Genomic DNA, 20155 nt, shown 5'->3' with positions numbered 1-20155 from the left:
CGGCGGGCCGCTGGCCCGCCCGCTCCAGCCGCGTGTTCCGAACGCCGCAGGCGGGCCGAGCACAAGGCTCCAGACGCGGGGCCGTTCAGACGGCCTTCCGCGGTCGTCTGAACGTTCGGGTTCAGCCGCGTTGCGGAGCGAAGCGAAGCAGCGTCGGCTGCAACCCATTGTTAGGTGCCGCCTCCATCTATCGCGGCTCCAGGGGTACCCAACGCATGTGGATGATACTCATCACTATGAATCCGCCAACCCAGAGTGCAGCCTTGAACGCGAGCGGTTCTGCAAATTCTGAGGCGAGGATAGCTACAACGAATGGGATGCCAGCCCTGCTCGCCGCTTTTCACGTTCTTCCGCCCCTCTTCCCGGGGGAAAACCCATTGCTTTGCGCCACTCCCTCCATGAACCCGCATCGCTGGTTCCTTGAGTTCTGGATGCAATCAGCATATCACTGGAGGCGCCGTCCGGCAAACGGCCCGCGAGGCACAGCGGGAACAAGCGCCCGCAGTCCAGAGCTTGCGCATATCTCCCCATGGTTGGCGCCGGCGTGCTCGGCCGGATGATCAGCGGCCCGTACCCGTCCTGACGCGCATGTCCGGGCGCGAAAGCCGTTTCCGGGTTGCGGGGTAAGCGCGTCCCTATTGTTGCTTGACGCCCTCGATGCCGATCATGAGCGTGACTTCGTCGCCGATGGCGGGCAGGAACGCCGTGAACCCGAAGTCGCTGCGCTTGATGGTGAATTGCGCGTCAAAGCCGCAGCGAGACCCGGCGCGTTCGTCGTCGATGCATCCAACCAGTTCGGCCTGGAACGTGACGGCCCTGGTGACGCCCATGATCGTCAGGTTGCCGCTCACTTCGCACCGATTGCCGGCGCTCGTCTTCACGCCCGTGCTCTGGAACGTCATCGTGGGATACTTGGCCGCGTTCAGGAGCTCTTCGCTGAGCACGTGCTTGTCCCGCTCCGCGTGTTCCGTGGTGATATCGGGCGCGGGGACCGTGACGGAGATGGAGCAGGACCCCGGGTCTTCGGGGTCATAGGTGAATTCGCCTTCGAGATTCGGCGCGAGTCCGTAGGTGTAGCTGCAACCGAGATGCTTGACCTTGAACACCACCGCGGAATGGACCGGGTCCAGTTGGTACACATCCCCTGCAACCGCGTCCGATACCGGGAAACACAGGAAACCCAGCAGCAATGCCGCCCTTGTCAGGATGTTCTTCATGGCCGTCCCTTTCTCTGTTGCGTGTGGTGAAAAAACAGCCGCGACAGGCCCGGCATTCCTTGGCCGCCAGCACGCCTGACGTTGCGTTCGCACGCCGCGGTATGCTTAGATACGCTAAACATTAATGCGTCAATTAATCGGAAGTACGGCCGATATGCCCGCCCCAAACCATGCCGGCGTGCGTGAATCCCCCCTCGAATGCGCACGGCTCATTTACGAGACCATCCGCCTGTTGCGCGCGCGCATCGGGGCACGGCGCGCGGCGGCGCTGTCGACGGACAAGAATGGCGCGCCCGGCCATGAACTGACCCTGGCGCAGGTCAACGCGCTGATGGTCATTCAGGAGCGGGGCGAGGTGACGATCACGCAGTTGGCGCGGGCGCTGCAGGTGTCCGCGCCGTCGGCGTCGACCATGGCGGACCGGCTTGTCGAGATGGGGCTGGTGGTCCGCGAGCACGGCAGCACGGACCGGCGGGAGGTGCGGGTACAGATAGCGCCGGGGGCGGCCGCGGAATTGGAGGACGCGGAACGGCAGTTTCTCCAGGTAATCGTGGAGCTGCTGGACCGGGTGGGCCCGGATTGCGCGCGCCAGTGGTGCGAAGTCTACGCGCGCATCCGCGAGGTGCTGCTGGAATCCGGCCAAACGGAACTGGAGAGCGCCGGATGAAGTCTGTATGGCGCCCGTTGGCGTTGCTGGTATTGCCGCCGCTGCTGCTGGCGGCGTGCGCGGGGCCGGCTCCGCGCTGGACGCCCGACAGCGTTGCGCCGCCCGCCGGTGCGGTTGAGGCGGAACCCGCGCCCCCCTTGCCGATACGCGCGACCTTGCCCGAGACGCCGCGGGACGCGCCGGGCGGCCCCATTCCGTTGACGCGTGACGGCGCCATCTTGAGCGCGCTGCTCAATAACCGGTCGATAGAGGTGGCGCGGTTGTCTCCGCGCATCGCGGCCACTTACGTGCCGGAAGCGCGGGCCGCGTTCGACCCGGCGCTGCTTGCGACGGTCTCGGCGGGCCACATGTCGCGCCCCGCAACGGCCCCGGGCTATTCCGGCAGCACCGGCGGTTCCTCGGGCGGCTCGGCGAACGCGCTCCAATCCGCGGCGCAGGTGCTTTACCAGACGGGCCGCATCTTCTCCGTGCTCGAACAGGCGGAACGGCGCACCGACGACACGGACGACGCGCAAGGGTCCGCGACGCTGGAACAGACGCTCCCGACGGGGACGCTGCTGTACCTGACGGGCACGGCTTCCGGCGAAGACTCGGATATCTCCGGCGACGCGTATGAAGGCGGCTGGACCGTGGGACTTTCGCAGCCCCTGCTCGAAGGCGCGGGCAGGACCGTCAACCTGGTGGCCTTGCGCCAGGCGGGCAACCGCGCCGCGCAGGGCGAGCATGTGTTCCGCGCCGAGGTCATCGACGTGGTCCGTCAGGTGGAACTGGCCTACTGCGAACTCATGCTCGCGCAGGCGGTGCTCGATATCCGCGAATTCGCCGTCGCGCTCGCCGACGAACAACTCCGGCAGGACGAGCAGCGGTTCCGCGTCGGCAAGGTCATCGAGGGCGACGTCATGGCTTCGCGCGCCGAGAAAGCGTCGCGCATGGCCGACCTGACCGATGCGCAATCGGCGATCCGCGCGCGCAACATCGCGCTGGTCCGCCTGCTCAACCCGGATACTCCGGATTCCTGGGCCGTTTCGTTTGACCCCGCCGACGCGCCGGAGGTGGCCGAAGTGACGATAGACGCGGCGGCGAGCGAACGGCTGTCGCTGCAATACCGGCCCGAATTGGCCCAGGCGAAACTGGACGCCGCGAACCGCGACCTGGACCTGCTCGAGACGCGCAATGCGCTGTTGCCGCGGCTCGATTTGTTTGCGGAGTACGGGCACAACAGCTACGGCGAGAGTTCGAGCGGTATCGCCCGGCGCCTGGGCGACTCCGCATACGACGAGTATCGTGTCGGCGTGCAATTCCAGGCGCCGCTGCTGAACCGCGCGGAGAAAGCCCGCCACGAACGGGCGCGCCTTTCCGCGGACCAGGCGGAACGCCTGGTCGCCGACATCGCGCAGGCCATCGCCGCGGAAGTGCGCCACGCTGCAATCGAGGTGCGGCGTCAGTGGGAGCGCATCGGCGCGACGCAAGAGGCGCTCAAGAGCCGCGCGGAACAGCTGCGCGTCGCGCAAGGGCGCAACGCAGCCGGGAAAACGACGAATCTGGACCTGCTCATCGTGCAACGCGACTTCATTCAGGCGCGCGTCGATGAAGTCACCGCCAAGGTGCGCTACATTCAGGCGTTGACCGCGCTCTACGCCGCCGAGGGCACCATTCTTGAACGGCGCGGCGTGGCGCTCGACCGGTTTGCGGAGGACAGGGCCGAAGCCTCGGGAGAACAACCGTGAGTAGAATAGCCTCATGGGCGCGCGTGACCGTGCGCGTCGCGCTGTGCGTCGCGCCGCTGTGTCTCATACAGGGCTGCAACCGGCAGCAGGCCCAGAATGGCGGCGCGCCCGGCCAGCGCGAGGCGACGCCCGTCCGCGCCGGCACGGTAACGATGCAGAACGTGCCCGTTCAATTGTCCACCTTCGGCAATGTCGAGGCCTATTCCACCATTCACGTAAATGCCCAAGTTTCCGGCGAATTGAAAGAGGTGCATTTCGAAGAGGGCGACGTGGTCCAGGAGGGGCAAGTCCTCTTCACGATTGACCCGCGCCCCTTCGAGGCGGCGCTGGCGCAGACAGAGGCCAACCTGTCCAAGGCGGAGGCGGAGTTGGAGGAATCCCGCGCCAACAAGGCCCGCAACCTCGCCGAGGCGGCCAACGCGCAGGCCGAACTCAAGCGCGATGAGCCCCTGCACGCGCAGGGCATGGTCTCGCAGGAAGAATTCGACCGCGTCCGGACCCATGCCGAGGCCCTGCGCGCGGCCGTGTCGGCGAACGACGCCGCCATCCGTGCGGCGGCGGAGGCCATCGCGAGTGCGAAGGCGGCAATCGACCAGGCCAAACTGGAACTCGAATACTGCACGATCCGGGCCCCAATCACGGCGCGCACCGGTAGCCTGCTCTTGCATCGCGGCAACCTCGTCCGCGCGAACGACGCCAATCCCATGGTAATCCTGACCCAGATGCAGCCGATTTACGTCACCTTCACCGTGCCGGAGAGGCACTTGCCCGCAATCCGGGAACATGAGGCCAAGGGGCCGCTCGAAGTGGTCGCGGTCGTGCCCGAACAGGAGGATACCCCCGTTACCGGAACACTGACCTTCATCGATAATGAAATTGACCAGGCAACGGGGACGTTTCGGGTCAAGGCCACCTTCGAGAACAAGGACGGCTGGCTCTGGCCCGGCCAGTACGTAACGGTCGAACTCCGGGTCGCGGTTCAGGAGAACGTCGTTGTCGCGCCTGCCGAAGCGCTCCAGATGGGTCAAAGCGGCGTGTTCGCCTACGTCGTAAAAGACGATATGACCGTGGAATTGCGTCCAGTGGTTGCGGGGGACACCTGGCAGCAGGTCACGGTGGTCGAAGAAGGCCTGCAACCTGGCGAAACGGTGGTCATCGATGGCCTGCTTCGCGCGGCGCCGGGCCTCAAAGTGCGGATTGTCGCCGATCAGGCCGAGACGAAGGACGAATCGTAATGGGCGTCTCCAGCCCATTCATACGCCGCCCCGTCATGACCACGCTGATCATGACGGCCATCCTGATCCTGGGCGTGGCCAGCTACCGGTCGCTGCCCGTGAGCGACCTGCCGAACGTCGACTTCCCCACTATCCAAGTCTCGGCGAGCCTGCCGGGCGCCAGCCCGGAAACGATGGCTTCGGCCGTAGCCACCCCGCTCGAGCGCCGCTTCTCGACGATCTCGGGACTGGAATCGATGAATTCGGCCAGCGCGCTCGGCCGCACCACCGTCGTCCTCCAATTCGCGCTCGACCGCGACATCGACGCTGCCGCGCAGGACGTGCAATCGGCTATCAGCCTGGCCACGCGCGACCTGCCGCGCGACATGACCAGCCCGCCGTCGTTTCGCAAGGTGAATCCCGCCGATTCGCCCGTGCTCTTTCTTGCCCTGAGTTCGTCCGTGCTGCCGCTCTCCATGGTGAACCAGTATGCCGAGACGAACCTGGCCCAGCGCATCTCGATGATCAGCGGCGTCGCCCAGGTGCAGGTCTACGGCTCGCAGAAATACGCCGTGCGCGTTCAAGCCGACCCGCGCGCGCTTGCCGCGCGCCAAATCGGCCTGGACGAAATCTCCGCCGCGATCCAGTCCGGCAACGTGAACCTGCCCGTGGGCGACCTGCAGGGCAACCGGAACGCATTCACGCTGCAAAGCAGCGGCCAGCTCCTGCGGGCCGAAGACTACAAGCCGCTCATTGTGGCCTGGCGCGACGGCTCGCCCGTGCGCCTGGCGGACGTGGCCCATGTCTTCGACAGCGTCGAAAACGACAAAGTGGCGGCGTGGTTCGGCGACGTGCGCGGCGTCATCCTGGCGGTGCAGCGCCAGCCAGGCACGAACACGATCGCCGTCGTGGATGCGATCAAGGAACTATTGCCCTCGTTCCGCGCGCAGATCCCCGCGGCCATCAACCTGGACATTCTCTATGACCGGTCGGGCTCGATCCGCGAATCGGTCGACGAGGTCAAGTTCACGCTCGTGCTGACCACTTGCCTGGTCATTCTCGTCATCTTCCTGTTTCTGCGAAACATCCGCGCGACGATCATCCCCGGGCTTGCACTCGTGCTCTCGATCGTGGGCACCTTCGGCGCCATGTACCTGCTCAATTTCAATATCGACAACTTGTCGCTGATGGCGCTGACTCTGGCGACGGGTTTCGTCGTGGACGACGCGATCGTCATGATCGAGAACATCGTGCGGCACATGGAAAAGGGCGAAAAAGCGATGGACGCGGCCCACCGCGGCTCGCGCGAGATCGGGTTCACCATCGTGTCCATGACCCTGTCCCTCGTGTCCGTGTTCATTCCGGTGTTGTTCATGCCGGGTATCATGGGCCGCCTGCTCAACGAATTCGCCGTAACCATCAGCGTGGCCATCCTGATCTCCGGGTTCATTTCGCTTACCCAGACGCCCATGCTGTGCAGCCGTTTTCTCAAGCCGCTTCACAAGGAAAACCATGGCGTCTTCTACAATGCGCTCGAATGGTGCTTCAACGCCATGCTGCGCGTGTACGAGTGGACGTTGCGCCCGGTCATGCGCCACCGGTTTCTGACGCTGGCCATGCTCGTCTTTCTCTTTGTCGCGACCGGCTACCTGTTCCTCCGCGTGCCGAAGGGATTCGTCCCGAACGAGGACTACGGCCAGGTCATGGCTTCGACGGAAGCGGCGCAAGGCATTTCATTCGAAGACATGAAGACCCATCAGGCGAAGGTGGCGGGAATCGTCCGCCAGGACCCGAACATCGCCGCTTTCATGTCTTCCGTCGGGTCGGGCGGCCCCACGTCGACGGGTAACGCGGGACGCCTGTTCATCCGCCTGAAACCGCGCGAGGAACGCGCGGGCGTCGAAGAAGTCGTTCGGGAATTGCGCGCGAAAGTGGCCCAGGTGCCCGGTATCCGGACCTTCGTTCAGAACACGCCCACCATCAATATCGGCGGGCAATCGACCAAGAGCCAGTATCAGTTCACGCTGCAAAGCCCGAGTCTCGAGGACCTCTATCACTACGCGCCGCTGCTCGAAGAGCGGCTGCGCGCGCTGCCGGGGCTCCTGGACGTGGTCACGGACCTGCTGATTTCCAATCCCGAAGCACGTGTTGAGATTAACCGGGACAAGGCGTCCGCTCTCGGGGTTTCCGCGCAACAGATCGAGGAAACGCTCTATACCGCATACGGCTCGCGGCAAATCTCGACCATCTACGCGCCCGAGGACCAGTACCGCGTCGTGCTCGAACTCAAACCGGAATACCGCCTCTCCCCAGAGGCGCTCTCCCTGCTCTACGTGCGGTCCCGGACAGGCACACTGGTTCCACTCAACACCGTCGCAACGATCGCGCGCGGCGTGGGCCCGCTTACCGTCACGCACCTCGGCCAGCTGCCGTCCGTTACCGTATCCTTCAATCTCGCGCCGGGCTACTCGCTCGGCGAGGCCGTGGCGCAGGTCAACCGCATCGCGCGCGAGTTATTGCCTGGCTCCATCAGCACCAGTTTTCAGGGCACCGCGCAGGCATTCCAGTCGTCCATGGGCGGGATGAACGTCCTCCTCGTCGCCGCGATCCTCACCATGTACATCATTCTCGGCATTCTGTACGAGAGCTTCATCCATCCCTTAACGATTCTCTCGGGATTGCCCGCGGCCGGCGTGGGCGCGCTGCTGACGCTGATGTTGTTCGGCCTGGAGCTCAACCTGTTCTCGCTCGTCGGCGTGATCATGCTGATCGGCATCGTGAAAAAGAACGCAATCATGATGGTGGACTTCGCGCTCGAAGCGCAGCGCAATGAGCACCTGCCGCCCCGCGACGCGATCTTCCAGGCGTGCCTGATCCGTTTCCGGCCCATCATGATGACGACCATGGCCGCGCTCATGGGCACGTTGCCCATCGCGCTGGGCGTCGGCACCGGTTCCGAGGCGCGGCGGCCCCTCGGCATGGCGGTTGTGGGCGGCCTGATCCTCTCGCAGCTGCTCACGCTCTATATCACGCCCGTCATCTACACGTACATGGAATCGCTGCTCGGACTCTTCCGCCGCAAGAAGGCCGGCCCGGTCCGGCAAGCGGCCGAGCCCGTCGCCGGGACGTCTGAGTAACACTCACGGAATCGGCACCGGACCGAAGACCGGCATGGCCATGCCCGCCTGGTCCTCAATGTTGCAGTACGGGTCGAAACCCCAGCCGTACCAAAGCTGCGCGTTCTCCGGCAGGTCGTGCCAGTACCACAGGACCATCGTGTCGGGCGATTCGGGCGACACCTCTTCGTTGAGGAAGAACGGCACGGGCGCCCCTTCAGGGCCCGCGGTCACGCAGAAGCCCGCGGGACGGCCGGGCGCGGTCAGACCGCCGTTCACATCGTTGAACGTGACCAGGAGCTGCTTGCCGTGGGGCGTCTCGCGACGCGTGATCTCGCCCGGACGCGGCCCGCGCAACACCTTCCCGCCGTACAGGTCATGTTCGGCGAGGTTCGCCAGCCGCGCGCCCAGTTTCTTCAGCCCGGCGGTGCCCGCATGGATCAAGTCGTCCAGCGACAGGTCGATAGCCGCCACGAGGCCGCTGTTCGGGATCAGGCCCTCGCATTCCAGTTGCAGCGCCTGCACCGCGTTCCACTGTTGCGACGCCGGCGCGGGGTTGATGAACCGCCCGATCTGCACATAGTAGAACGGCAGGTTCGGGTCGCCGAAATCCTTCCGGACCGCCGCAACGAAATCAATGAATTTCTGCTTGAAGAGCGGCGCCGCGTCGGGGCTGGCGTCAGACTCGCCCTGGTACCACAACACGCCGCGCACCTTGCCGCCCGCCAGCTGGAAATGCTCGTACATCGAGCCGTAGAGCGAACTGCCGCCCTGGTCCTTCAACGCGGGATCCCACTGGGCCATCGACGTTCCGCCATGCGCGACGCAGACCAGCCCGACGGGCCGCCCCGTGCGTTTCACCATCTCGACCGCGAAGGGCAACCCAAGTCCCGCGCCCTTTGGCCCGTTCTTGTGGGCTTCAATGGCGGCTTTCCGCTCTTCCTCGCTCTTGGGCTGGCTGTGCACCGGGTCCGGCGATTCCGCCAGGATGTGAAGCGGCTCCTGCGCGGGCCGCCACTCGTTGTTCATGGCGAGCATGTGCACCTGCGGATGAGGCGGCGTCACGTCCAGCATATTGCCCACGCCTTGCATGTTCGACTGCCCCGCCAGCACCCACAGGTCGCCCGCAAGCACATCGCTGACCGCGCACGTTTCTTCGCCAACGCTCCATTCGACCGTGTACGGCCCGCCCGCGGGGATTCCCGTCAGCGCGCCTTTCCACGCGCCCGTGCCCGCATCGCCCGCCTGTTTCCAGTCGAAGACGGGGCTTCCATCCTTCACCACGCGCCCGCGCACGGCCACCGCGCCCTGGCCTGACCACGTGCCTTCACACGAGACGCTGGCCACTCCGTCTGCATCGCACTGCAGCACCTGGTACCGGACCAGCCCGCCGGTGACCGCCGCCTCCGCGCCGGCAAGGCCGCAGGGGCCAAGGAGGCTGAACGCCAACAGCATGAAAACTGCGCAACGGTTCCTGTATTTCATCAACGCGCTCCTTCCGTGTAAGGCGCGGCCCACCGCCGCGCGCATCCCCGAGCAAGAGAAACGCTGTCATCGCGCCGCGGCATACTCCGCAGGGCCGGAGCGCGCGGCCGCGAAGAAAACTCAGTCTTCCTCGCCGTACATTTCCAGTACGTCCAGGATTTCCTGCACCGCCGCTTCCAGGCCGATGAATAGCGCCCGCGCAATGATATCGTGACCGATGTTCACCTCGCGCAGGCCGGGCAGTTCCGCCACGGGTCGCAGGTTGCGCACCGTGAGCCCGTGCCCGGCGTGGAGCGCCATTCCCGGGAAACGCCGCAGCAAATCGGCGCATTTCGCGAGCCGCTGCAATTCCTTCTGCGCGTCCGCGCCCCGGGCGTTCGCGTAGGCGCCCGTGTGCAATTCCACCGAGTCCGCGCCGATCGCCGCGCTCGCCTCGACCTGGCGCGCATCCGGATCGATGAACATGCTGGCCTTGATCCCGTGCGCGTGCATGCCCGCCACCACCACGGCGAGGCGGTCCTGTTGCGCCTCCACGTCCAGCCCGCCCTCCGTCGTGACCTCCTCCCGCTTCTCCGGGACCAGGCAGACCGTGTGCGGTTTGAGCCGGTGAGCCACCGCGATAATCTCGTCCACGGCGGCCATTTCCAGGTTCATGCGTACTTGCAGCACACTGCGCAGGTTTTCAACGTCCCGGTCGTGAATGTGGCGCCGGTCCTGGCGCAGATGCACCGTGATCTGGTGCGCGCCCGCCATCTCGCAAAGCTTTGCCGCCAGAATGACGTCCGGTGCGGCGCCCTTGCGCGCTTCGCGCAGCGTAGCCACGTGATCGATATTCACCCCAAGTTCCACCATGCATTCATCCTTTCCACCGGCACGCGCGCGCAACTGCGACGCGGGCAGAACGATAGTATGCGCGTTCAATGCGGCACAGGGCAAGAACCGGGCGGCGAAAGGAAACTCACTCGTGCCGCCGTGGCATGGGTAGCTTGCCTATGCGCGCAAACCTCCTTGATTGACCCGCACGGGCGGGACGCCCGGGCCACCGTGGCAGCAAGCCGGCACACCCCAAGGAGTCATTGTGAATACGTTCGCGGATGCGCGAAACGGTCTGCTCAACCCCTGGCGCGTGTTGCGCGAGACCGTCGCATCATTGCCCCTGTTTCTGCTGCGCGAACAGGTATTCCTGGGAATCCGGCGGAAAGTGTTCCATCATCTCGCGATAGACCAACTGCGCGGAGCGCCAGTCGTTCAGTTTTTCGAGGCAATCCGCCAACTCGATATAGGCCAGGCCAACTTGCGGGTAGTCCGGAAAACGCGCCGTCAGTTCGCGGTACTGAACGGCGGCCTGCTCGAAATCAAGCAGCTTCTGTTTGTAGAGATTGCCCATCGCCATAAGCCGCGCCGGAGTGTCCGGATTGTCCGGCTCCGCCTCGATTTGCCGCGTATACTCTTCGATGGTGTTGCGCGCCTCGTCCTGCGGCGTGAGCCGTTCCGGCGGCGCCGGGAAATCGGCGGGCGCGCCCTGTGCGTCCACCTGTTGCGGCACGAACCCGGGGCGGACCGTGCCGCCGCGCTGCTGCGGTTCGCCCGGCTTGCCGCCGCAGCCGCTCAGCACGATTGCCGAGACCGCCACGGAAAACAGCGCCAGAATGCCTGCTGTCGCCGTTCGACCGCCTGCCTGGAAGAAAATCATAGCGCCACTCCGATTTCACGCCAGGAAATCTGCTTGAACGAGAGTATGGGGAAATTGCCGATCATGCCGAGCGGCAGATTGTCCGCGAGGCTGGGGACCTGGTAGATGTTCGGCACATTGGTGCCCATGTTGAAATAACTGGACACGAACGTGCCCATCACGTGCGTCTGTTTCGCGGTTACAATCTGGTCTTGCGCGTAGAATGCGCCCATGAGCGACACCTGCGCGACCGAACCCACCACCATGTCGTCCTCCGCCATGATACCGATGATATTGGACACGGGAAAGCTGTTCGCCGTGGAAGCAGGGTTTCCGTTGTTGCAGGTCAGCAGGCTTGTGTCCAACGTGACGTCCCCATGCACCAGAATCGCGCCGCGGCCGCTGTAGTTGATCGTCGTCTGGTTGCCCTTGCCCTGCATGATCACATTGCCGCGCACCGTGATCTGCCCGTTGATCCGGAGCACGTCCGTGTCTTTGTTGAAAAGGATGTAGTCGTCGTTCGGGCCGGGGGGCGTCGCGGGCAAGGAACCCACCAGTTTCGTGCCGGTGGTCGCGTTCCAGTAGAAGTGGCTTCCCATCGTGTACAGGTCGATGTCGCCCACGTACACGCCGTCGCCCGGGTTGTCGGCCGCCGCGACCAGCACCTGGTCGAAATAGTCCTGATGCGAGTACCAGTCGCCGGTTGCGGGGTTCGTCACGCGCGCCCCCGTGAGCGGCGCGCGCCAGTCATCCGTCAAGAGGGGAAAAGACACCCTGTCGCCGCAGTCGTAGAGGTCGTCCCAGCCGTTATCGCTCCAGACACTAGTCGGATCACCCCGGTCGCCGTCCGGCACGACCGCATTTCCCGTCCAGCCATCGTTGATGTACGTGCCGTCCATCGTTTCCTTGAAGCCGTTGCCGAACGTGTCGGCCGACCCCACTTCCGAATTGCCCGACATGCCCACGCGCCCGTGTTTCACGCGCAGGCTGGCGTCCAGCGTTTCTATGTCGCTCTCGCCGTTCCACTCGCGTTTCGCCAGGGGCGGCACCCGTGCGAGCAAGTCCGCCGGCACGCCATCGTAATTGTTGTGAATAAGACTGGTGCCGCTGAGGTCAATCGCGGCGATGCTCGTGCCGCCTTCCAGCACCGCATCCCCCAGGATATGCACCGAACCATGAATGCTGACGTTGCCGTTGATGGTGCCGCCCGCCATGCCCGCGCCGCCGAAGATGGCGTTGCGCCACACGTTTACGTCCGTGGCCGCAACGATCGCCTCGACCTGACGCACCTTTTCGTCCACCCGCGCCCAGCCATGAATGGTGTACATCCATTGCTCGGCGCCATCATCCACGGCGCCGTCGCCGTTGTTGTCCTTGCCGTCATCACCCCACTGCTCGGCCATGGCCATATACTCGACGCCGGGCATGGAAGGCAGCGCCGCGGGGGTAACCCCCGAGTCATCGAAAGAGGGCAACGCGCCGGGCGACGGCGGTATCCAGGAATCGAGTCCGATGAAGCCGTCCTCCGCGAGTTCGAGTTCGTAGCGGCACTGGCTATAGGCCGTTTCAAGCCCGAGGAAACAACTCTTGTGCGCCTCGTAATGGTCCACCTGCGTGCGCTGATTGATCATGCGCACGGCGATGCCGCCCAGCAGCACGAGCGCCACCGAGACGAAGAAGAGCGCAATAAGCAGCGCCATGCCTTCCTGTGCCTGTTTATGTGACGGTCTTTGGGTGAGCATGGGAGTATGAGTATTCATAGGCTAATTCCTCGGAAAGACGACTTCCTGCAAGGTGACGCGCAGCGGACGGCCGCGCCGGTCTTCCCCTTGCGTCTGAATCGTCACGCGTAATCCGCGGCCCCAGGGCTCGAACCAGATGCCGCGGTCCTGGAAACCGTTGCCGTTGGTGTCCTCGCTGTCTCCAAAAACGCCGTCCGCGTTCGCCTGCTCCGATTCGGGCGAGACATTGTTGGCCAGGACGCGCATCGCGCCGCCGCTGACCGCTATCAGCTGGCCTGCCGTAAGCCCGTCCCCGTTCAAGTCCTCCAAGTCCCGTTGAATCACGCGGGGCGCACTCAACTCCAGACGGTTGCTGCTATTCACGGCGGCGCCGTTTCCGTCTACGTCCGCCGCAACGCGATAAGTCAGCGACTCGCCGGGCAGTTCCGCCCAATTGATGGAGGAACGCGCCGCCTGGTGCAGGTCCGGGACCAGCGCCTGGAGCGCCCGGCGCGCCTCGTCGTGCGCCGTGGCCTTCTCGTTCTGGACCGTAGCCGTCTCGCCGAAGCTCAGGGCCATGCCAAACAACGCGCCCATGATCACCGTGAAAATGGCCACGGCGAACATGATTTCAAGCAAGGTCATGCCTGCGTTCCGCATATCATTTCTCCTTCAGCACCGAGGCCGAGGCGCGAAACGTATGGCCGCTTGTTTCGCGCCACGTAATGGTCACCCGCACTTCGAGCGGATTCGTCAACTTCCCGCCGAAATCCGCGGCCAGCGGCAACGCCACCATCGCGGGGCCCTCGCCTTCGGAGCCGCCCGCGGCCGCGCATTCCACCGTGATGCTGTGGCCCACCCCGGGACCTTCAAAATCCGGCGGCGTGTATTGCAGCACATCGTCAAACGGGATCCCCCTTATTTCCTCCATCACGCTGGCCAGAACCGTGGCCGCCTGCGTCCGGCTTTCCGCGACCCGGCCCAGAACGGACATGCTGATCAGCGAACCGAAAATCATGGAAAAGGCCAGCGCGAGAATGCCGCAGGCAAACATGAGTTCGATAAGCGTCATGCCCGCGTCGTTACGCTTCAAGGCTTCCGGTCTACTCATAACCCGCTCTCCATCGGTATGCGCAAAGCGCGCCGACATATATTGGCAAATGTCGTGCCATGACGTTTGCAGGGGATACGCTCCGTCTTAAATACCTGTAAATCAATTACTTACAACAAGAGGCGGGCGGCGCTGAAGACGTGAGACTGGGGAAAATCACGCACCCATTGGGGAAATTCGGCGGGGCGGCCGGGCAAGAAGCCGGTCCTACTCCGTCTCGACGTGATACTTCTCAAGCTTGTAGCGCATTTGGTCGCGCGAGATGCCCAGCAGGGCTGCGGCCTGGGTCTGATTGCCCCCGGTCCGCTCCAGGGCCTGTTCCACGAGGCATTGCTCGACTTCGCTGAGTTTCACGCCGCCCGGCGGCAGGATTACGGGGTATTTTCGCGCATGGGCGGCGCCTTCGGCCCGGCCCAGGACAACGTCGTGCTCGCCGATGGTTTCGCCAAGGCTGAGCAGCACGGCGCGCTCGATGACATTGCGCAGTTCGCGCACATTCCCCGGCCAGCAATAGGCGAGCAGCTTGTTCATCGCGGCCTCCGAAAACCCGTCGAACATCCGCCCGAGTTTCCGGCTATAGACTTCGAGAAAGTGGGCCGCCAGCTGCGGTATGTCCTCTGCCCGTTCGCGTAATGGCGGCAGCAGGATCGGAACGGTGCTCAACCGGTAATACAAATCCTCCCGGAATTTTCCCTCCTCGATCATGTGCGCCAGGTCGCGGTTTGTCGCCGCAATCACCCGGCAATCCACGTGGATGTCCCCCGTGCCGCCGATGCGGCGGAAGGTCTTGTCTTCGAGGACCCGCAACAGCTTGGCCTGCAGGTGAGCCGGCATGTCGCCGATCTCGTCGAGGAATACCGTCCCGTTATGGGCAAGCTCGAACAGGCCCGCCTTCTGGCCCTTGGCGTTCGTGAAGGCCCCCTCTTCGTACCCGAACAGTTCCGATTCGATGAGCGTTTCCGGCATGGCCGTGCAGGTGATATTCATGAACGGCTTCTCGACGCGCGCCGACTCGTAGTGGATGGCCCGCGCGATCATGTCCTTGCCGCTGCCCGTTTCGCCCAGCAGCAGCACCGTCGTCGAATCGCTCGCCGCGACCCGGCAGACGATGTCCTTGATGGCGCGCGATTTCCCGCTGTCCCCGATCAGGCTCGCGATGCCGAACCGTTTCTTCTTCTGGTCGATTTCCGCGGACAGGGTCCGGCGCAGCGCCTGATTCTCGATGGCCCGGCGGACCGCGAAGGAAAGTTCATCCATGTCGAACGGCTTGCTCACGTAGTCGTACGCGCCGGATTTCATGGCATCGACCGCGTTCTGGATCGACGAGTGGGCCGTAATGATCAAGACCGTCAGGTCCGGCCGCAACCGGAGCGCCTGACGCATGAGGTGAATGCCGTCGCCGTCGGGCAATCGGAGGTCGATGAGCGCGAGGTCCACCGGGTGGTCCCGCAGCAGGCTCAGCGCGGTCGCCATATCGCCCGCTTCCAGCATTTCATGCCCGTCCGCGGTGAGCCGTTCCCGCAAGGACCAGCGGATGAGCTTCTCGTCATCGACCACGAGGATTCGCGCGTTCATGGTTGTTCCCGTCCTGGCAGTTGCAGAACCACTTTCGTGCCGCCGCCGTCGATATTCACCGCTTGGATGGAGCCACCGTGCGCCTCCAGGATGCGGCGGCAAATCGAGAGACCGAGCCCGGTACCCCGGGCCTTCGTCGTAAAGAAGGGCTCGAAAATGTGCGGCAAATCGGCCTCGGCTATGCCGGGCCCGAAGTCGCGCACCTCGACCCGGAAACCCGCGCCCGTCTCCGTCGCCTCAATCGTGACGCGGCCGCCGCCCGGCATGGCCTGATGCGCGTTCTGGACCAAGTTTTCCAGCACTTGCTCCATCAGCGCGGGGTCGAAGGATGCGCTGAAGTCAGGACCCTCCGCCACGACGATATCGCCGTCCCGAAGACCGTGCCGGTCGCGGATGGCCGCGCAGACGCCGCGCAACCACGCGCGCACCTCTTCCCGGCGCCATTTCGGCTCCCATGGCCGTGAATAGAGTAGCAGCTGCTGCACGGATTTTTCGACACGCGCGACTTGCTCGAGCGCTTCCCGGATTGCCTCGCGCCGCGGGTCCTCGGCCGGCAGGCTGGTCCGTATGACTTGCAGCGCCCCGCTGATTCCCGCCAGGGGATTGCGGATTTCATGCGCCACCGACGCGCCCGCTTCCCCGAGTTCGGCAAGGTGCCGGTTGCGGCTCATCGTCTCGTACATGAGTTTCAGGTCCGTGATATCGCTCAGCACGCCGACGATGCGCAGGCGCCGCCCGCGCTCGTCGCTGACCACGGTGCGCCGGTCGCGGACCCACCGGACCTCGCCGCTGGCCCGGATGATCGGGTATTCCATCTCCACGTGGTCCGACGCACGCAAGAAGCAGCGTTTTTCCGCCACCACGTCGCGATAATCCGGGTGGACGTAGCGCGCGAAGGCATCCATATGCTGCCCCAGTTCGGCGGGGGGGCGCCCGAACAGCACCTCCGCCGCGGGATTCATATAGAGCAATGAGCCCGCGTCCAACGTCGCGGACCAGACTACATCATCCAGGGACGTCAACAGGTTCTGGAAACGTTGTTCGCTTTCGCGTAACGCGTCTTGCGCTTGCGCGCGGACTTCGTTGTCGTGGCGCAACCGTTCGACCATACGATTGAAGGCTTGCGACAACTGCCCGAATTCGTCCAAACGCCCCGCATCCGCTGCCGTCAACAACTCGCCGCTCTCCGCAATGCGGCCCACGTGCGCCGTCACGCGAGAAAGCGGGTCGATGACCAACTGGCGCAGCAGCAGCAGCAACAGCAACAGCACCAGCAGCCCGGAGGCGACAGCGCCCAACGCGTGGAGGCGCATGGCCGCCGCCCCTTCCGCCATCGTCTCCCGGGGCGTCTCCGAAAGCAGACGAAATGCAGGCTTGCCATAGGCATCGGGAATAACCGCCGCCACTTCCAGGCGTTGACCTGCCTCTCGAATGTCGAACGGGCCCTGCAGAGCAAGCCGCAGTGTCGCAGGGGCGTCTTGCGAAGGCGGCGCCGCATCCAGCGGGACTAGCCGCATCCGCACCTGCGTCTGCTCCGACAGCAGACCCAGGTACGCCTCATCCAGAAACCGGCCCATGACCACCGCGCCTTGGATTTCCCCACTCAGGTCGCCGCGCACGATGGGCTGCGACGCCACCAGCATGGGGCCGCGACTGGTCAGAAGGATGCCCGAGATGGTGCTTTCAGCCTTCGCATGCCGCAAGAGCGGATGGCCGCTCCCCCATGAAGTCCTCGAGAAGTCCGGCAGCGAGATGGGCTGTTCGGACTCAAGGTCATAGACATCCCCCCATATCACCTTCCCGGAAGCATGCACGATGTAGAGCAGATTCAGCTTATTGTCCCTGAAAGTCTCCGCGGTCAGGTTGCGTTCCTCATAGACCGCGGCCGGCGCTGCCGCGTAGTCGTACGTGTCGTCCCGGGCCGACCAGTCAAGACAGAATTGACTCAAGTGCTGGGCTTCTCGCCGCAACGCCTGCACACAGCGTGCCATGTCCCGCCGTGCTTGTTCTCGCTCCAGTTCCTTGAAACTCGGTTGAATCACCGTCCGTTGCAGCAAAAAATCCAGCCCCCCGTAGAGCGCAATCGTCAGCACCGCGATACCGATGATCTTGAGCCGGATAGACACGTGAAGCACTCCTGACCACTCCCGGAATTCCAAACGAAATCATAACACGACCGCCCTCCATCTGGTACCGGGTCTTCCCAACGTACTCCGTCTTGACCCGGTATTGCGGAAATTTCCCCGAGACTCCGCGAGAATCTCCGCAATTCGACAGATGCGCCCGAATACAGCCCGGGAGGATTTCAGTGGTCGATTTTCGTAACCAATTGCAGGAGAGTCACTTAGAAGATCACTGTCAAGATTTTGCCATTTTTGGCATGCCGCTTGCGTCAAAAATCTGGCAGTATTTGAGCCGCGGATGCGCACTGTGGCGTGTCCGCGAGACTCAAGGGTTTCTATTTTAGGCATTCAGGAAGGGAGAGGTTAAGAGAATGAAACGGAAAGGCTGTTTTCGATTTCAACTGCTGGCGGCATTGGCGCTGGTTGCCGCGACGGAGATAGCAAGCGCAGACGGCACGGAAGCGCTCGGTATGCCGTCCATTCCACTTGCGGCCGGTTCCGGATTTGCGGTGGGCGGCACAGGATTGATGGGGGTCCCGCAGCCCGCGACGATCTTCGTGGCCGTCCCGCAGAACGCGGTCGTTCAACAGGTCTTGCTGTATTGGGTTTCTGAACATTACCCGCAGACAGGACCCGACGCAACTGCGGTAGTTAACGGGGTGGAAGTGGCGGGCGATGCCGTTGGCGGCCCTACGAACTTCTTCTCGGTCGTGTATTTTGAGACGTTCCGGGCGGATATCACGGACCTTGGCCTGGTTGGCCCGGGCGGCAATGCCTTGGAGATTTCGGGTCTGGAAAGCAGTTTCCGCACGACCGGCGCGGGCGTGCTCGTCCTTTACGATGACGGGACCGGCCGCGAACTGCAGCTGCTGGACGGACAGGACCTCGCCTATTGGCGGCTGGACCCGCCGCTCGACACGACGGCCCCGGTGGTCTTCACCTTCGAGCCTGCATCGCATGACCGGATTGCCGAAGTGCCTGTGCTCGTCGGCAGCGTGGGTGACACGCGCCCGAACGTCACGGAAATCATCAGCGGCGGCCTGACCCAGCGGTTCACGAATCTGTTCACCAGCCTCGACGGACCGGAGTGGGATTCGCAGGTGCTGGAGGTCCTGGTGCCCGCGGGCGCGGATTTCGTCAGCATGCAATTGCTGTCTGAGAGCGACGGAACCGACTTGAACCCGGCATCGATGACCTGGTGCGTTGCCGGGCTCGCGCTCATACCGCCTCAAGAAGAGGATTGCGGCCCGTGCGACGGGAAGGTGACGCAACTGACGCTGCAGTATCTCGGCGACGCGACGGGTGCGTCAATCGAAGTAAAACAGAAGAAAGAAGGAAAGACCGCGACGGCTTTCTCCGGCGTGGTGCAGCCTGGCGACCTCTTCACGGTGAACGGCGTCGACAAGCATGGCACGCTCGGACCGGAAATTTCGGTCTTCGTCAATGGCGCGCTTAACGCGAAGATCCACACCAGTTGCTCGCAACCCATCGGGCCGGGACTGGTGCGCGGCGATTTCCTCGTCGTTGAGGGGTACAGCCGCAATGGCGGTCTGCTGTGCCCGCTCGACGAGCCGGAGGACCCGCCGGTGTCCGGGCAGTACTGTGACGAAGGAAAGCCGAGGAAACTGACGATGGTGTATACTGGCGAGAGTTGCGCGGCATCGGACCACGCGCAGGAACCCGGGAAGGTCATCTGCAGTGGCGATCCGGCTCTTATGGGTGTCGTGCGAATCATCGCCACGGATAAGGACGACCCGAGCCACGATAAGGCCCGTATCTTCTTCGACGGCGAAGTCGCCCTCGGGCAGGCTTTCGACATCGATGCGGACAATACGGACCTGGCGCGCCTGCGCGGCGATACGCGCGTGTTCATCTACGACATCGACGGCAATCTCTTGCAGTTCGTGCAGTTTCACACGTCCTGCTCCCAGCCGCTGAGGGAAGGCGACCAATTCGGTGCGCTGCAACTCGCCGGCTTCGTGGCGGAACAAGACGTCAAGGCGGACTTGCTGGAAGAAATGGCGGTCGGCAAACCCCAGTTGGTGTTGGGTTGCGGCGAAAACAATGGCCGCGTCCCCGGCGCATGGGGCGACCTGCTGGTGGCGCTTGCGGCCGTTGCGCTCCTCGCCGTGTGGCGACGGGTGAGCGCGGCGCGCGCGCAAGGCTGACCTGACCTGGCGCCTGCCCTGCGGCGCGGGATACCGGCGCGTGTGAGCACAACTCGCACAGGCGGGATTCCCGTGCCGCAGTCTTTTTGTCCGACCGCGGCTCCCCGGGTCCGCGGCCGGGCCGGCGCGCGACGGGAACGCCCGCCCCGCCTTGTCACGAATTCAGAGATTATGCGGACTCCGCGCATGGCGCGGGGGGGTCGGAAGGTTTGAACCAGTTGCCGCCGCCCTTAAGGGCCGCCTTGGCCTCCCGCATAAGACGCTTCCGCGTGGGCGTGTCGGTCTCGAAGAACATCGCTAAGAAATCCTGCGGCCGCTTGCCGGGACGCGGGTCGTTGTTGAAGGCTTTCACCAGCCTG

At 64.2% G+C, this 20155-nt stretch carries 15 protein-coding genes; 5 read left to right on the top strand and 10 right to left on the bottom strand.

The window, feature by feature from the left end; all coding sequences use genetic code 11:
* Positions 1–635 precede the first annotated feature (635 nt).
* Positions 636–1217: a polyisoprenoid-binding protein gene (locus KA184_08675; protein MBP8129644.1), complete on the bottom strand. Its 582-nt coding sequence runs from the start codon at positions 1215–1217 to the stop codon at positions 636–638.
* Between the two features lie 154 nt (positions 1218–1371).
* On the opposite strand from KA184_08675, the gene KA184_08670 reads away from it, so the two are divergent.
* The 4 genes from KA184_08670 to KA184_08655 are packed head-to-tail and all read left to right on the top strand — an operon-like array spanning position 1372 to position 7962.
* The gene (locus KA184_08670) at positions 1372–1884 is read left to right on the top strand and encodes a MarR family transcriptional regulator (protein ID MBP8129643.1); all 513 of its coding nucleotides are present in this window, start codon (positions 1372–1374) and stop codon (positions 1882–1884) included.
* Positions 1881–3611, top strand: coding sequence for a TolC family protein (locus KA184_08665; protein MBP8129642.1), 1731 nt, complete (start codon positions 1881–1883; stop codon positions 3609–3611). Before KA184_08670 ends, KA184_08665 begins: the two co-directional genes overlap by 4 nt.
* A complete protein-coding gene (locus KA184_08660) occupies positions 3608–4846 on the top strand; it encodes an efflux RND transporter periplasmic adaptor subunit (GenBank protein MBP8129641.1) in 1239 nt (412 codons plus the stop codon). The genes KA184_08665 and KA184_08660 overlap by 4 nt, the downstream gene beginning before the upstream one ends.
* Positions 4846–7962, top strand: coding sequence for an efflux RND transporter permease subunit (locus KA184_08655; protein MBP8129640.1), 3117 nt, complete (start codon positions 4846–4848; stop codon positions 7960–7962). Before KA184_08660 ends, KA184_08655 begins: the two co-directional genes overlap by 1 nt.
* A 3-nt stretch (positions 7963–7965) precedes the next feature.
* Here KA184_08655 and KA184_08650 read toward each other — a convergent pair whose 3' ends face one another.
* From KA184_08650 to KA184_08615, 8 genes are all read right to left on the bottom strand, one after another.
* Positions 7966–9426 carry a sialate O-acetylesterase gene (locus tag KA184_08650; protein MBP8129639.1) on the bottom strand — a complete coding sequence of 487 codons (1461 nt, stop codon included), beginning with the start codon at positions 9424–9426 and terminating at the stop codon, positions 7966–7968.
* A 120-nt stretch (positions 9427–9546) separates the two neighbouring features.
* Complete coding sequence (locus KA184_08645; GenBank protein ID MBP8129638.1) at positions 9547–10278, bottom strand: pyridoxine 5'-phosphate synthase; 732 nt, start codon at positions 10276–10278, stop codon at positions 9547–9549.
* 295 nt (positions 10279–10573) lie between these two features.
* A complete protein-coding gene (locus tag KA184_08640) occupies positions 10574–11119 on the bottom strand; it encodes a hypothetical protein (GenBank protein ID MBP8129637.1) in 546 nt (181 codons plus the stop codon).
* Entirely contained in the window at positions 11116–12858 is a 1743-nt protein-coding gene (locus tag KA184_08635) for a hypothetical protein (GenBank protein ID MBP8129636.1), read from the bottom strand. Before KA184_08635 ends, KA184_08640 begins: the two co-directional genes overlap by 4 nt.
* 3 nt (positions 12859–12861) lie before the next feature.
* On the bottom strand, positions 12862–13479 hold the full coding sequence (locus KA184_08630; GenBank protein MBP8129635.1) for a prepilin-type N-terminal cleavage/methylation domain-containing protein: 618 nt from the start codon (positions 13477–13479) through the stop codon (positions 12862–12864).
* A 1-nt stretch (position 13480) separates the two neighbouring features.
* On the bottom strand, positions 13481–13930 hold the full coding sequence (locus KA184_08625) for a type II secretion system protein (protein ID MBP8129634.1): 450 nt from the start codon (positions 13928–13930) through the stop codon (positions 13481–13483).
* Between the two features lie 207 nt (positions 13931–14137).
* Entirely contained in the window at positions 14138–15505 is a 1368-nt protein-coding gene (locus KA184_08620) for a sigma-54-dependent Fis family transcriptional regulator (protein MBP8129633.1), read from the bottom strand.
* Positions 15502–17640, bottom strand: coding sequence for a PAS domain-containing protein (locus KA184_08615; protein MBP8129632.1), 2139 nt, complete (start codon positions 17638–17640; stop codon positions 15502–15504). The genes KA184_08620 and KA184_08615 overlap by 4 nt, the downstream gene beginning before the upstream one ends.
* 359 nt (positions 17641–17999) lie before the next feature.
* On the opposite strand from KA184_08615, the gene KA184_08610 reads away from it, so the two are divergent.
* Complete coding sequence (locus KA184_08610) at positions 18000–19796, top strand: hypothetical protein (protein ID MBP8129631.1); 1797 nt, start codon at positions 18000–18002, stop codon at positions 19794–19796.
* 169 nt (positions 19797–19965) lie between these two features.
* On the opposite strand, the gene KA184_08605 is transcribed toward KA184_08610, so the two are convergent.
* Positions 19966–20155, bottom strand: a 190-nt coding sequence (locus KA184_08605) for a hypothetical protein (GenBank protein ID MBP8129630.1), incomplete at its 5' end; no start/stop codon positions are given.

The organism is Candidatus Hydrogenedentota bacterium (assembly GCA_018005585.1).
Taxonomy (GTDB): domain Bacteria; phylum Hydrogenedentota; class Hydrogenedentia; order Hydrogenedentales; family JAGMZX01; genus JAGMZX01.
This window is presented reverse-complemented; position numbering and strand designations above follow the sequence as displayed.